Source organism: Ereboglobus luteus (assembly GCF_003096195.1).
In the GTDB taxonomy this organism is placed as follows: domain Bacteria; phylum Verrucomicrobiota; class Verrucomicrobiia; order Opitutales; family Opitutaceae; genus Ereboglobus; species Ereboglobus luteus.
This window is the reverse complement of the sequence record NZ_CP023004.1, coordinates 579,933-593,741: the sequence shown is the minus strand read 5'-3', so window position 1 is coordinate 593,741 and position 13,809 is coordinate 579,933. Positions and strand designations below refer to the sequence as shown.

The window sequence follows — 13,809 nt, the reverse complement described above, 5'->3', positions numbered from 1 at the left end:
CACGATGTTTTCGCATGACGTCGCATGCACATGACTAAATCAACCCAGGCAGAACGTGGGCATATTTCAGGGATATCCAAACCCCGGAAAAGCAAGCGGTCAAATTTCGGCCCGTTAGCCATGCTCGGTTACGCGCGCAAACTGCGAAAAGGGAAACAGCCCAAGACTACATCCGAATGGATGCGCGAAATCCGCGAGGCCTGCGCCGGCACACCGTCGTCGGCGGCTGAGACGCCGATCAAAGAATAGTCCGCCGACCGGTTGTGCGGGCGCGCCGGAAATGCCGGGGCGAATTTAGTTGGTTGCTCCATTCGTGCTCTGGCCCGCCAGCGACTGCGTGTGATTTTTTGAAAAACACGACAATGCCTCGTTTTCAAAACTGGAAACTTTCGCTTCCAGCTCTGTTTCCAACTCAATCTGCTTGTGTGGTAGGGCGAACCCTCCGGGTGAGCCATTCACCATCCCGGCTCACCCGGAGGATTCCTCCTACTTTGAATAGTCTGAAACTATGAGAATATTGGTATGAGGAGGCACTCAAACTTGCCATCAACATGACGTTTTTGCATGACATTTCACGAACGCGACTAAATCCACGCTGACGCCGTCGCGTGGCTAATGCAGAATGAAAAATGTATAATGAAGAATGACCCAGACAACACACAGACACCCGAAGGCCGGACGCCCTGTCCCGCCGACGGTTCGTCCCATTCTTCATTCTCCATTTTACATTCCACATTAGGCCGTGTCGCGGCGGGGCCGCGATATGGCCGCATCTGGCTCGCGTGCGTGCGCTACTCCGTCGTGCGCGCGATGATGTTTCGGTTCGACTTCATCATGTGGTCGATTGTCGAGCTGCTTTGGATGGGCGTGAACGTCGCGCTCATCGCCGTGATCTACGAGCACACCGACTCTATCGCCGGCTGGAACAAATACCAGATGATGCTCCTCATCGGCACCGCGATGATTATCCAGCGGCTCATGATGGGATTTTTCTGGAGCAACGTCTTCGAGCTCGGGCGCAATGTGCGCAACGGCAACTTCGACTTCTTCCTCGCGCAGCCGGGCAACGTGCTCTTCATGGTCTCCACGCGAAAGCTCGATCTCGACAGTCTCATGAACGTGTTCGCCGCCATCGCGCTCGTGGTCTATTCGCTCTGGCAACTCGGCGTCGCGCCGAGCGCCTGGCAGGTTGCCACTTATGTGCTGCTGATTGTGTGCAGCCTCGCGATCAGTTACAGTTTCATCCTGCTCGCGGTGTCGCTCACGTTCTGGATCATCAAGACCGAGGGCATCGAAGGCAGTTATTTTTCGCTGACGGAATTTTCGCGCATCCCGCGCGAGGCCGTGAAAAGCGTCATCATCAACGTGGCCTTTGTGTATGTGATTCCCGTCGTGGTGGTGTCGAACATCCCCGCGAACACCCTGCTGCGCGGAATATCGCCGGCGCATGTTCTTTGGCTCGCCGGCGCGGCGGCGGTGTGGTTTTCTATGGCCGTGTTTGTCTTCAACCGCGGCCTGCGCCGCTACGCGAGCGCGAGCTCGTAGCGAGGGCTGACGCCCTCTAATGCAGAATGAATAATGTAGAATGAAACAGGACGAAAACACCGCCGCCATCGCACAACTCCAGCAACGTATCGCCTACACATTTCGCGAACCGGCGCTGCTTGAGCGCGCGCTGACGCATCCGTCGTATCTGCACGACCACGCCGATGTCGCGGAGAGCAACCAGCGGCTCGAATTTCTCGGCGACGCCGTCCTTCAACTCGCGCTGACCGAGGTGCTCTTCGACATGTTTCCCGGCGACCGCGAGGGCTCGCTGAGCAAATATCGCTCAATGCTTTCCAAGGGAAAATTTCTCAGCGACCTCGCGCGCGAGATCGGCCTGTCCGAAGCCATGCTCGTGAGCGCGAGCGAAGAGGCTGCCGGCGGACGCAACCGCGACTCGGCGCTGGAGGACGCGTTCGAGGCGCTCGTCGGCGCGATCTACATCGACAGCGATCTGGCTGTCACGCGACGTGTTGTGCTCGGATTGCTGGGATCGCTGCCGGAGCGCCTTGCATCGATGAAACCCGCCGAAAATCCGAAAGGCCGCCTGCAGGAACTCGTGCAACCCAAGCACGGCAACAATGCGGTGCGCTACGTTGTCGAGCACGCCGCGGGCAGCGACCACGCCAAGGAATACGAGGCGGTTGTTTTCATCAACGACAAGCCGATGGGGCATGGACGCGGCACATCGAAAAAAGCCGCCGAGGAAGGCGCCGCGCTTGAGGCGTTGGAATCCTTCAATGTCGAAACGGACGGCGCGTGACACCGCGTGTGCGTGGGCGCGCCTTGCGCGGAGTCAGGCAAAATGTTTTTGCACGATTCGCCGGTGGGGGCCGGAAAGGGTTATCTTGTCGAGATCGCTCAGGGCGATCCATTGGAGCATGCCGGCGGAGGTTTTAATGCGCGCGTCGATGCGGCGGCGCAATGGCGCGCCGGGTGTCAGCGCGAGAAACTTTTCCGTGATGCGATAGCGCGTGATGCTGCGTTTTTGCTCGGCAACCAGTTTTGCGTTTTTCGTGGTCAGGTCTTTTTCGTCCAATTCGATGTCAGCCGGCGAGGGCAGCTCGAATATTCCGGCCAGCCTGCGCGCGGAAGGCGAGGCGCGGTGAAGCAGCACGGCGTCGCGTTTTGTGCTCAAAAACCAAATGCGGCAGACGCTTTGCTCCTCCGTTTTTTTTGCGGCGAGCCTTGGGAATTGCTCGGGTGAAAGTGTGCGCGCGCCGGCGCAACTGGAGCGGACGGGGCAGATTGCGCACGATGGATTTTGTCTCGTGCAAATGGTCGCGCCGAGCTCCATCATGGCCTGGTTGTGGTCGCCGGGGGCGGCTTTGTTTACAAGCGCGTTGGCGATCGGCGTGAAATATTTTGCGGCGCTGGAGGAATCGCGAAACACGGTGCCGTCCGCCGTCAGCCGCGCGAGGATGCGCACGACGTTTCCGTCCACGCACGCGACCGGCTCGCCGAACGAGATGCTTGTGATCGCCGCGGCCGTGTAGGGGCCGACGCCGGGCAATTCGAGCCACGCGGCGGGCGCGCGCGGCGGTTCGGGCCTGGCGGTGATGGCGAGCGCGAGTTTGTGGAGGTTGCGGGCGCGCGAGTAATAACCGAGGCCTTCCCAGAGCTTGAGCACGCGCGCTTCGGGCGCGGTGGCGAGCGCGTCGAACCCGGGTAGCTCGCGAATCCAGCGTTCGAAATAGGGCAGGGCGGTTTTCACCTGCGTTTGCTGGAGCATGAACTCGGAGACAACGGTTTTGTAGAGCGACGGTTTCGCGCGCCAGGGAAGCGCGCGCGCGCTGGCGCGATACCACGCGAGCAGATCGCTCCGGAATGTTTTTTTGTCGAGGGCCGCGTTCACGTTTTAATGCGCGTGCGCATGGCCGCTTTCGATGACGATGAACAGCGCGCCGAGTGTGCAAAACAGGATGCCGAGCAGGCCCGCCTCCCAGCGTTCGACACGCTTCAAGTTGACTCGCTCCAGGCCCACCAGCGTGAGAAATGTGAACAGGAGCATGCCGGCCAGCGCGCCCGCGGCGAGAATCGCGCTCAGGATGAGGAACCCGCGCCAGCCGAACTGCACCCCGGAAAGATACACGGGCAGAAACGCCTCGCAGGGCGATAGCGTGAGCATCACGAACAGGCCCGATATCACGGTCCAGTCACTCTTGCGCTTGGTGGCGAGCGCGCTTTGCGTCAGCTCCTCCTCCCAGTGGCTCGGGTCGTGCTCGCCCTCGTGGCCGCAATGTTCGCTGGGCTTGTGGGTGGTTTCGGGCACATGGTGGTGGCAGACTCCCTTGCCGCGAAATTGCCGCCAGAGATAAAAGCATCCCACAAGCATCAACGCGCCGCCGATGATCCACGAAAAGGAGTGGCCTAGATGTTCGTCCAGTTCGAAGCCGAGCCACGCGATCGCGAGCCCGAGCAGGCTTGTCACCAGCACGTGCCCCAGCCCGGCGAAGAGCGCGACGAGGAGTGTTTTGCCCCGCGACCAGCCGCGCACGCGCGACACAAGCACGAACGGCAGCCAGTGCGTGGGGATTGCCGCGTGAAAAAAGGCGACGGTAAAACCCGTGGCGGCAATGGTTGTGAGGACGGTTGAGTGCATGTGCGAGCGCGGTGAAACTGGCACATTAACAAAGTCGTCAAGCGGCCTGACGAACAAAATCGCCGGGCCGAGCCGTATTTTTGCGGCGATGGTGTTCACTTGGGACTGGCGGGGCGGCGAAATAATCGCGTAAGGTCGTGACTCAATCATTCGCAGTTTCCATTCCGCATGAAACCCATTGCACAGCCAAAACGCATTGTCATCAAACTCGGCACCGGCGTGCTCACGACCGGCATCGGGAAATTGGATGCCGCGCGCATTGCCGCGCTTTGCTCGGAGATCGCCGAGTTTCGCGCGAGGGGCGTCGAGGTGATTGTCGTGTCGTCCGCGGCGTGCGGCTTGGGCATGGGCCGGCTCGGCCTGGGAAAAAAACCGAGGGATATTTCCAAGAAACAGGCGTGCGCCGCCATCGGTCAGTCGCTGCTCATGCAATACTGGCAGGACGGCTTCGATCCGCACGGGCTGACCGCCGCGCAGGTGTTGCTTACGCACGAGGACCTGCGCGGGCGCGAGCGTTATCTCGGTGTGAAAAAATGCCTGGAGACGCTGATCGACTACGAAACGATTCCCGTGATCAACGAGAACGACGCGGTGAGCGCGGCCGAGTTCAAGTTTGGCGACAACGACATGCTTTCGGCGATGGTCGCGAGCCTGGTCGGCGCGCAATATTTGTTCATCATTTCAACCGCGCCGGGATTGATCGACATGAAGGGCACGGGAAAAATCGTGCCCGTGGTGAACAAGATCACGCCCGAGATCGAGGCGATGGCGGGCGGCACGACAAGCATCACGGCGACCGGCGGCATGATCAGCAAAATCGCCGCCGCGAAGCTCGCCATGAAATCCGGCTGCGGTGTGTTTATCGCCAGCGGAGCGGAGCCTGAAATCATGCACCGGTTGCTTGCGGGCAAGGGCCGGGCACGTTTTTTGTGCCGAGCGGAATTCCCATGGAATCGAAAAAACGCTGGCTCGCGTATTTTCAGCGCCCCGTGTGCGCGATTAGCGTGAAGGACGACGCGGTGCCGGCGCTGCGGGAGCGCGGGCGGAGTTTGCTCGCCGTGGGCGTGACGGGGGCGACGGGTGTTTTTGCGGCGGGTGAGATCGTGAATGTCACCACGTCCGGGGGTGTCGTGATCGCGCGGGGAAAAATTTCGTATGGCAGCGAGGACATCGCAAAAATCGCCGGCAAGCACGGCGATGAAATGCGCGCGTTGTATCCGGCGCGCAAACATCTCGAGGTCATGCATCGCGACGAGATGGTGGTTTTGTGAGCCTCAAGCGTCACGGAGGCGCGCAAGGAGCGCTTTTATGCGCTTGGGTAAAACATCTTGCGACACTCGCAAAATGGGGCGACCAACGGGACTCGAACCCGCGACCCCAAGATTCACAATCTTGTGCTCTAACCAACTGAGCTATGATCGCCGTAAGAAAAGGGCGGCGAATCTCACGACCTCTCGCAAAGCTGTCAATCTCTAGTTCTGAAAAACGCATTCGCCGGGCGGATGCCGTAATTTTATTACGTGCGCGGTAACGCGTGCGCCCGGGGCGGCGCGCCATCCGTCCGTCGTGTTTTTGCACTAAAAAACCCGCTCCTTGAGAGAGCGGGTGAAATGGTTTTGCGGGCGTGATGTCGTTTTTGCGTGCAACGACGGCGGCAAAGGGCGCGTTGCGAATCGCTCGCAACCGCTCGCCCTTACCACGTGCGCTTTTTGTGACGATTTGATTTCAAACGCTTGCGGCGTTTGTGCTTCGACATTTTCAGACGACGTTTCTTCTTCAGATTGCCCATGGTGTTTTATGTGGTGTAAAAGTTGGAAAAGGGCGAAACGTGCATGGCTTTCCAGCCACTGTAAAGCGTTTTAATTCTCCGCGACGGTTTTTTCTTTTTCCAAATCTCCCACGTTGACACACCCGCCTCCCGGTCTAGCGTTTTCCCTTTTTCTACCTACATCCCATGATTACTTGGATTCAGAAAACCTTCCAACAACACTTCCGCATCATCTTCTTCGTGCTGCTGGCGGGTGTCATAATCTCCTTTGTTTTTATCACGAACACGGCCGGCGGTTTTGGCCGCAGCGAATACAAGGCTCCCAAGCGCCCGTTTTTTGACCTCGATCTGAGCAACGAGCAGGACTACTCGCGCATCATGCGCGACGGCTCGCTGAGCGCCACGCTTCTCTACGCTAGGCGCGGCATCGACGTCACTCAATACTCATATGAGCGTTACGCCATGCTTCACACCGCCAACCAGCTCAATGTGCCCCAGGCGACGGACGCCGAGCTCAAGGCCTACATTCAAAGCATTCCCATCTTCATGGCGCAGCGAAGCGAGGGCGACGCCCCCCGGTTCGACGCCGACACCTACAACATTATCCGCAAGGATCCCCGGCACCTTGGCGTGAGCGCCACGCCCGCCGACTTCGCGCGCGTCCTCGCCGAGGATGCCCGCATCGCCGCAACCTCCAGGCTCATCGCCGGCCCGGGCTACGTTCTCCCCTCCGAGGTGCAGCAGGTGCTCAAGCAGTTCGACAGCACTTGGACACTCCAGACCGCGACCATTGCGCGTGACAGTTTCAAGACAACCATCACGCCCTCCGATCTCGAGCTTACCACTTACTTCGAGGCCAACCGCGCCCGCTACACCATTTCCCCGCGCGTTCGTGTTAGCTACGCGGAAATCGCCGCAACGCATTTCATGGCCGGAATCTCGCCTACCGAGGCCGAGATCCGCGCCCATTATGATGCGAATCCCGCCCGCTTCCCCAAGCCCGCGGCCGCCCCGGAGAGCATGGCGCTTCCCGCCGAGTCGACGCCCGACAACGACTACGCGCAGGTGAAACCGCAGGTAGAGCTTTCGCTCCGCCAGCAACTCGCAATTGACGCCGCCTACAAGGCCGCCAGCAACCTCGCGGACAAACTTTACGCCGACAAGATCACCCCCGACTCGCCCGACTTCGCCCGCATCCTCATTCAGAACAACGCCACGATCAACAGCGTGCCCGATTTCTCCGAGGACGAACCTCCCGCCCGGTTTGGCAACAGCCGCTACGCCATCGCGCGCGAGGCGTTCAGCCTGAGCGCCGAAAACCGCGTCTCCCACGCCATCAACACCAACAACGGTGCGGTGATCCTTTTCTGGCAGACCACGATTCCCTCGCGCGAGCCCGGGTTCGAGGAAGTGAGCGTCAAGGTTTCCGAGGATTACATCGCGCAGGAAAACCAAAGACAGTTCGTTGCCCTTGGCCAGAAACTCAAGACCCGGATTCAGGACGCGATCGCCGCGGGTTCCTCCTTCGAGGCCGCCGCCACGAAGGCCGCGACCGCCGAGGGCGTGACCGTGAGCGCCAAGTCCATTCCCGCCTTCACGCTCCGCACCGCGACCTACGAGACCATTGACGGCAACATTGTCGCCGCGCTCGAGCACCTCAAGCAGGGCGAGGTTTCCGACATGTCCATCGTTTCCAGGGACGGCCGCTTCGTTTATGCGCAAAGCTGCGAGCTCCCCGATCTCACGGAGGGCAATCCCAACTACGCGCTCTTCGCCAGCCAGATCGCGAATCGCAAGGCGATGGAATACGCCGGCCAGTATCGTCGCAATCTCGCCAATGCCGAGCGCGCGAAAACCGACCCGACAACGAACCGTTAACAAGCGGGGCATGTTTCGATAAACCAAAAGCAGAAAAGCCCGCAGCTTTTCTGCTTTTGTGCAAAAAAACACATCGCATATCCCAAAAAAAACGCAACCACCGCCCGCGACATGCGTCAGGCGCGAGTCGTCCGAAAACATCAGGAAAATTTTCGACGCCACGCTCAAGCCTCCCATTAACCTGTAACTTTTTGACCAACGCACGTGTTCATAAAACGCACACACCACGCATCCCCGGTTTTCAAAACAGAAACATCCATGCTCAAACGATTTGCCCTCGCGCCCGTCGCCGCCCTCCTTCTCTCCACGCTCGCCAACGCCCAGGCAACACAACCGGCGTCCGAATCCCAGCCCGGTGAGAGCACTCCGCCACGGCTCACCATTGAGCAATGCGTCGCCATGGCGCTCGACAAGAATTTCGACCTTCGCATCCAGCGCATCGACACGGAATCGGCGGTGAACACCCTCGAAATCGCCAGGGCCGAATACGATCCCAGCTTTTCCGCAAACGCCAACCGCTCCTACAGCCGCTCCGATCTTTACGGCGCGGGAAACGCATCCGGCACGCATGAAACCGACGCCAGCGTCTCCGTCTCGCAAAAAATAATCACCGGTGCCACGCTCCAGCTTGGTTACGCCGCCAGCCGCAGGGACTATTCCGGCCCCTCATCCTCCACTCCTGTTTTTGATCCCGCCTGGGGCAGCGGCCTCACGCTCAGGGTCACGCAACCCCTTCTCAAGAACTTCGGTTCCACCGTCAACAAGGCCACCATCGAACGCGCGCGGCTCAGCATCGACCGCTCCAACTACGACCTCAAAAGCACCGTCCTTTCCACCATCCGCTCCGTCGAGGACGCCTACTACAATCTCGACTTCGTCCGCGCGCGCCTTGAAGTCCGCAAGTTCTCGCTCGAGGTTGCGCAAAAGCTCCTTGAGGAAAACAAAATGCGCCGTCAGGTCGGCACCGCCACCAACCTCGACGTGCTTCAGGCCGAGGTCGGCGTGGCCACCGCGCAACGCGATATCATTGTTGCGCAAAAAGCAGTCAATGACGCCGAGGACGCGCTCCTCTCGCTCATCAACCCCTTCCAATTCGAGGCCGCCATCGGCCCGCTTGCCGTGAGCAAAATCGACGACGTTTCGGTTTCCTTCGCCCGCTCCTACAAGCTCGCCCGCGACAACTCGCCTTCGCTCGCGTCGACCCGCCTTGCGATCAAGCAATCCGAAATCGACCTCGCCGTCGCCAAAAGGAACCGTCTCCCCCAACTCGATCTCGTGGGCGCGGCCGGCTACGACGCCACGCGCGGCACCTTCGGACGCGCCTTCAACCAAACGCTCAGCCAGGACGACCACGATTGGAGCGTCGGTGCCACGCTCACTTATCCGTGGGGCCGCCGTCGCGAGCGCGCCAACCTCGCCAACGCCAAGGCCTCTCTCGATTCCCTGCAAGTTGGCTACGAGCAGCTCGACCAAAACGTCCTCGTGCAAGTGCGCACCGCGGTCCGCAGCGTGCAAACAAGCGACGAAGGCGTGCGAATCACCACGCTCGCCACAAAGCTCAGCGAACAGCAATACGAACTTGAAAAGGCCCGTTACGACCAGGGCTTGAGCACTTTCCGCCGCGTGCAGGAAGCCAAGGAGGATTACGACACCGCCCGGCTCGCCGAGATTGACGCCCGCGTGAACCTCCGGCTTGCGCTCGCGGAGCTCGCCCGTCTCGAAACCACATCGCTGAACCGTTACAACGTGCAGCTTGGCGAATAAGCCGGCGGCGGGACGGTCTCCGGCAATCGCCGGAAAAACTTTTGACTCAAATGGCGGGGGCTTCGCCATGCCGTCATGGTTGCGGGCGCTTGCTCGTTTTTTTTGAACTGCACGCTCATTTTACTCCCTTGAAAACGGGCGCGCCACACTTCATTAATTGCGTCCTTTCAACGTGGACGCAAAAAAACAGACATCAGCCAGGGCGCGGCAAACCCCGCTTTCCTTCGAGCAGGCGCTCGAACAACTCGAGTCAATCATTGAGTCGATGGAATCCGGGGACACCCCGCTGGCCGAGTTGCTCGTTAAATTTGAGGAAGGCGGCAAATTGCTCAAAATCTGCGAGGCGCGCCTCAAGGACGCAGAGATGAAAATCGAGCTGCTCAAGAAACAGAAAAACGGCGATGCGGAACTCGCCGATTTTCCCGTTGCCGACCGCGAATAACGGATGAGTCCGCCCACCAACCCTTCCGCATTTTCCCAGCCGGACCGTCCCGTGGCCGACGGCGATGCGCGCGTGCTCGACGCGATCAACTCGCCCGCGGACCTCAAGAAACTGCCGCCGGATGAGCTGCCGCGCCTGGCGCAGGAAATCCGCGATGAGATTATCGCCGTCACCTCGCGCAACGGCGGGCACGTGGGGCCGAACCTCGGTGTTGTCGAGCTCACCATCGCGCTGCATCGCGTTTTCGACACGCCAAAGGACCAAATTGTTTTCGACGTCTCGCACCAGGCCTACGTGCACAAGCTGCTCACGGGGCGGCGCGGCGAGTTTTTCAAAAAACTCCGGCATACCGGCGGAGTGTCGGGCTTCTGCAATCGCGCCGAGTCTCCGCACGACAGCTTCGGCGCGGGCCACGCCGGCACCGCGCTCAGCGCCGCGCTTGGCATGGCCGCCGCGCGCGACCTTAACGGCACCGACGAGCACATCGTCGCGGTTTGCGGCGACGGGGCGTTCACCTGCGGCGTAACCATGGAGGCGCTCAACAACATCATTACATCCACGAAGCGCCTCATCGTCATCCTCAACGACAACGAGTGGTCGATCGCGCGCAACGTCGGCGCCATCTCGCGCTACCTCACGCGCCTGAGCACCAGCCCCACTTACAACAAAATCCACAACGACCTCGAAAAATTCTTCACCTCGCTGCCGCGCGGGCAGGAAATGCACCGCACCTGGATGAAGTGGAAGCGCGAAACGAAGGATTTTTTGTCGAGTCATCCCTTTTCGAAAAATACGGCCTCCGCTACATCGGCCCCGTCAACGGCCACGACATTGACGAGCTTGCCGCCCGGCTCGAGTTCGCGAAGCAGTCCGACTCGCCAATCCTCGTCCACGTCCTCACAAAAAAAGGGCTCGGCCTGCCCGCCGCGATCAATTCGCCCGAAAAATTCCACGGCGCGAGCCCCTACGATCCGGCGACCGGCGAGACGGTAAAGACGGACGCGCCGCCCGCGTGGCAGGAGGTGTTTGGACGCACGCTCACAAAGTTTGCCAAGGCCGATCCGCGCATTGTCGGCATCACGGCGGCGATGCCTTCCGGCACCGGGCTCAACCACCTCGCGGCCGAGCTGCCCCGCCAGTTTTTTGATGTCGGCATCGCCGAGGAGCACGCAGTTGTTTTTGCGGCGGGGCTTGCCACGAAAAACATCCGCCCCGTTGTCGCGATTTACTCGACGTTTCTCCAGCGCAGCCTCGACCCGATTTTGCACGACGTTTGCCTGCAAAACCTGCCCGTCACTTTCTGCATGGACCGCGCCGGGCTTTCGCCGAACGACGGGGCCACGCACCACGGACTCTTCGACATCGCATATCTGCGCCTCGTGCCAAACGCCGTCATCATGCAACCGAAGGACGAGGACGAGTTGGTTGACATGATGCACACGGCGCTCACGGCAAACGCCCCCATGTTCATTCGCTACCCGCGCGGCGCGGCGCAAGGTGTTCCGGTCAAGGCGGAGCCCTCCGCGCTTCCCGTCGGAAAAGCCGAGGTGTTGCGCGAAGGCGCGCACGCGATGATCTGGGCGCTTGGCACGATGGTGCGCGACGCGCTCGCGCTTTCCGACCGCCTCGCGCTTGAAAACAATCTCAGCGTCGGCGTGGTCAACGCCCGCTTCGCCAAGCCTCTCGACAGCGAACTCCTGCTCGCGCACGCCGCGAAAGCGCCGCTGCTCGTGACGATGGAGGACCATGTGCTCACCGGCGGATTCGGCAGCGCGGTGCTTGAGACGCTGCAACATGCCGGCGTCACGACGCCCGTCGAGTGCATTGGCTGGCCGGATGCGTTTGTCGGGCACGGCACCGATGCCGCCACGCTGCGCGCCGCGCACGGCCTCTCGCCGGATGCGATGCGCGACCGGGTGCTGCGCGCGATACGGAGCACGAGCGACTTGGGCGCTCATGAGGAGATGGCGGCGCTTCCCAAGTAGAAATGTCTTCCGCGAAAAAAATCACCTCCGCCACGGTTCGGGACGATTTCAACGATCCTAACACCGTCATCCACTATGCGCGCGCGGCGCATTTTCTCGGGCTTTGGAAATCCGAGAGCATTCTCATCCAGCGTTTTTTCACCAATCCCGACGCGCCGCTCATCGAGGCGGGTTGCGGCGCGGGCCGCGTGACGATGGGGCTGCACGATCTCGGATACCGCAACATCACCGCGTTCGATTTTGCGGAGGAACTTGTCGACCAGGCGCGCAGCCTTGTCGATGAGCGCGCGCCCGGCGCGAACATCCGCGTGTATCTCGCCGACGCCACGCGATTGCGTAAAGCCGGCGGCTTTGACGGCGCGCCGCGGTTCGAGGGCGCGCTTTTTATGTTCAACGGCCTGATGCAAATCCCCGGCCGTAAAAACCGCATCGCCGCGCTCCTTGAGCTGCGAGCCGTTTGCAAATCCGGCGCGCCGTTGCTCTTCACCACGCACGATCGCGAGTGCGGCGGCGCGGGCGAGCACATCCTCTGGCGCATGGAGGCGGATCGCTGGGCCGAGGGGCGGCAGGACCTGTGCCTTGTCGAGTTTGGCGACCGTTATTTTGAGGACGAAACGGGGCGCACCTTCATGCACCTGCCCACGCGCGCCGAGATTCTCGCCGACCTCGCGGTGACGGGCTGGCGGCACACGTTCGACGCGCTGCGCAGCAAAGTGAGCGCCGAGTCGCGCGCCGTGCGCGAGTTCTCCGACGAATGCCGCTTTTGGAGCGCGGTCGCCGCGTAATCATGCGCAAGCGGAGCCATCGCGGGCGCGAGTTTTTTTGAAGAATCATTTGCCAGCCGCGCCGCTCTTCGTTTCACGTTACCCCCAGTTTATGCAAAAAATCACAAGCACCCTCACCGCGTTGCTCGTTCTTGTTCTGATCGCCGGTTGCGGCGGCGGCAAAAAGGAAGTTTCCAAACTTCACCAGGACCAGGCGGCAAAGCACGCCAGCGATGCCAACATGGAAAACTTTCTGCGCAACTACACGGCCGCGGAAAAATCGCTCACGCAGGCGACCACGCTCAATCCCACGATCGATGACTACTGGATAGAGCTCGGCAAGGTGCGCGTCCGCCTCGGCGACAAATCCGGCGCGATCAAGGCCTACAAGGGCGCGCTCGCCGCGTGCGACGCGCAGTTGAAGGAAGTCGCGGAGAATCCCGTTTTCATCGAACGCAAACTGCGCGCGCTTGTGATGCTCGGCCGCGATGACGATGCGCGCAAGGTTCTCGCCAAGGCTGTCAAAAATTATCCTCAAAACACGCACCTCAAAACACTCGACCAGGTCAAGGCGGTGGATCTGTTCAAAAACGACGCCCGGCTCAAGGACTTCATCGTAAAGTAATGCCGTTCGTCCATCAGCGCACGATCCATTTTGCGGACACCGATGCCGCGGGCGTGGTGTATTTCGCAAACTATCTCTCGTTTTGCCACGAGGCCTACGAGGAGTCGCTTGCGGCGGCGGGCATCGAGTTGCGCTCGTTTTTTTCCGACAACGGCATCGTCATTCCCATCTCAAAAAGCAGCGCCGACTATTTGCGTCCGCTTGCTTGCGGGGATAAAATTTCGATCGCGGTCAAACCGGCGGCGCTTTCGGACGACTCCTATCGCATCGACTATGAAATCACCCGGCTCGCCGTCGAGGGCGCGCCCGCCAAGCGCGCGGCGATTGTGAGGACGGAGCATGTTTGCATCCGCTCGGATGATCGCGCGCGCGTCGCGCTTCCCCCCGCGCTGGCTGCGTGGGTTGCCCGGCACGGAGCGGCGGCGTGAGGGGCGCA

General features: G+C 60.7%; 15 protein-coding genes, 1 tRNA gene and 1 pseudogene. 13 read left to right on the top strand and 4 right to left on the bottom strand.

Features of this window, described 5'->3' with window-relative positions:
- The first annotated feature begins 24 nt into the window (after positions 1–24).
- The 3 genes from CKA38_RS16190 (at position 25) to rnc (ending at position 2,308) form a co-directional block, all read left to right on the top strand.
- Positions 25–249, top strand: coding sequence for a hypothetical protein (locus tag CKA38_RS16190; RefSeq protein ID WP_236919109.1), 225 nt, complete (start codon positions 25–27; stop codon positions 247–249).
- A 387-nt stretch (positions 250–636) separates the two neighbouring features.
- A complete protein-coding gene (locus tag CKA38_RS02255; protein WP_108824046.1) occupies positions 637–1,545 on the top strand; it encodes an ABC-2 family transporter protein in 909 nt (302 codons plus the stop codon).
- A 40-nt stretch (positions 1,546–1,585) separates the two neighbouring features.
- On the top strand, positions 1,586–2,308 hold the full coding sequence (gene rnc, locus CKA38_RS02250) for a ribonuclease III (RefSeq protein WP_108824045.1): 723 nt from the start codon (positions 1,586–1,588) through the stop codon (positions 2,306–2,308).
- A gap of 33 nt (positions 2,309–2,341) precedes the next feature.
- Here the strand turns inward: rnc and CKA38_RS02245 are convergent, their stop codons facing one another.
- Complete coding sequence (locus tag CKA38_RS02245; RefSeq protein ID WP_108824044.1) at positions 2,342–3,400, bottom strand: A/G-specific adenine glycosylase; 1,059 nt, start codon at positions 3,398–3,400, stop codon at positions 2,342–2,344.
- 3 nt (positions 3,401–3,403) lie between these two features.
- A complete protein-coding gene (locus CKA38_RS02240) occupies positions 3,404–4,147 on the bottom strand; it encodes a hypothetical protein (RefSeq protein WP_108826360.1) in 744 nt (247 codons plus the stop codon).
- Between the two features lie 168 nt (positions 4,148–4,315).
- On the opposite strand from CKA38_RS02240, the gene proB reads away from it, so the two are divergent.
- Together proB and CKA38_RS16185 are read left to right on the top strand one after the other, a co-directional pair.
- Complete coding sequence (gene proB, locus CKA38_RS02235; protein WP_236919108.1) at positions 4,316–5,155, top strand: glutamate 5-kinase; 840 nt, start codon at positions 4,316–4,318, stop codon at positions 5,153–5,155.
- Positions 5,095–5,418 carry a PUA domain-containing protein gene (locus CKA38_RS16185; RefSeq protein WP_236919107.1) on the top strand — a complete coding sequence of 108 codons (324 nt, stop codon included), beginning with the start codon at positions 5,095–5,097 and terminating at the stop codon, positions 5,416–5,418. The genes proB and CKA38_RS16185 overlap by 61 nt, the downstream gene beginning before the upstream one ends.
- A 74-nt stretch (positions 5,419–5,492) precedes the next feature.
- Here CKA38_RS16185 and CKA38_RS02230 read toward each other — a convergent pair.
- Positions 5,493–5,569, bottom strand: a tRNA-His gene (locus CKA38_RS02230).
- Positions 5,570–5,840: 271 nt separating this feature from the next.
- Entirely contained in the window at positions 5,841–5,936 is a 96-nt protein-coding gene (locus tag CKA38_RS02225) for an AURKAIP1/COX24 domain-containing protein (RefSeq protein ID WP_013044013.1), read from the bottom strand.
- 165 nt (positions 5,937–6,101) lie between these two features.
- Between CKA38_RS02225 and CKA38_RS02220 the strand changes: the two genes are divergently transcribed.
- From CKA38_RS02220 to CKA38_RS02190, 8 genes and pseudogenes are all read left to right on the top strand, one after another.
- The gene (locus CKA38_RS02220) at positions 6,102–7,793 is read left to right on the top strand and encodes a peptidylprolyl isomerase (RefSeq protein WP_108824043.1); all 1,692 of its coding nucleotides are present in this window, start codon (positions 6,102–6,104) and stop codon (positions 7,791–7,793) included.
- Positions 7,794–8,051: 258 nt separating this feature from the next.
- Positions 8,052–9,557, top strand: coding sequence for a TolC family protein (locus CKA38_RS02215; protein ID WP_152032622.1), 1,506 nt, complete (start codon positions 8,052–8,054; stop codon positions 9,555–9,557).
- 172 nt (positions 9,558–9,729) lie between these two features.
- Complete coding sequence (gene xseB, locus CKA38_RS02210) at positions 9,730–9,999, top strand: exodeoxyribonuclease VII small subunit (RefSeq protein WP_236919106.1); 270 nt, start codon at positions 9,730–9,732, stop codon at positions 9,997–9,999.
- A 3-nt stretch (positions 10,000–10,002) separates the two neighbouring features.
- Positions 10,003–11,429, top strand: a pseudogene (dxs, locus tag CKA38_RS16935) (1-deoxy-D-xylulose-5-phosphate synthase); the annotation flags it as partial.
- Entirely contained in the window at positions 11,430–11,984 is a 555-nt protein-coding gene (locus CKA38_RS16930; RefSeq protein WP_425482492.1) for a transketolase C-terminal domain-containing protein, read from the top strand.
- A 2-nt stretch (positions 11,985–11,986) separates the two neighbouring features.
- On the top strand, positions 11,987–12,769 hold the full coding sequence (locus CKA38_RS02200) for a class I SAM-dependent methyltransferase (protein ID WP_108824041.1): 783 nt from the start codon (positions 11,987–11,989) through the stop codon (positions 12,767–12,769).
- 91 nt (positions 12,770–12,860) lie between these two features.
- Entirely contained in the window at positions 12,861–13,373 is a 513-nt protein-coding gene (locus tag CKA38_RS02195; protein ID WP_108824040.1) for a tetratricopeptide repeat protein, read from the top strand.
- Positions 13,373–13,801, top strand: a complete 429-nt coding sequence (locus CKA38_RS02190) for an acyl-CoA thioesterase (RefSeq protein WP_108824039.1) — start codon at positions 13,373–13,375, stop codon at positions 13,799–13,801. The genes CKA38_RS02195 and CKA38_RS02190 overlap by 1 nt, the downstream gene beginning before the upstream one ends.
- Positions 13,802–13,809: the final 8 nt, after the last annotated feature.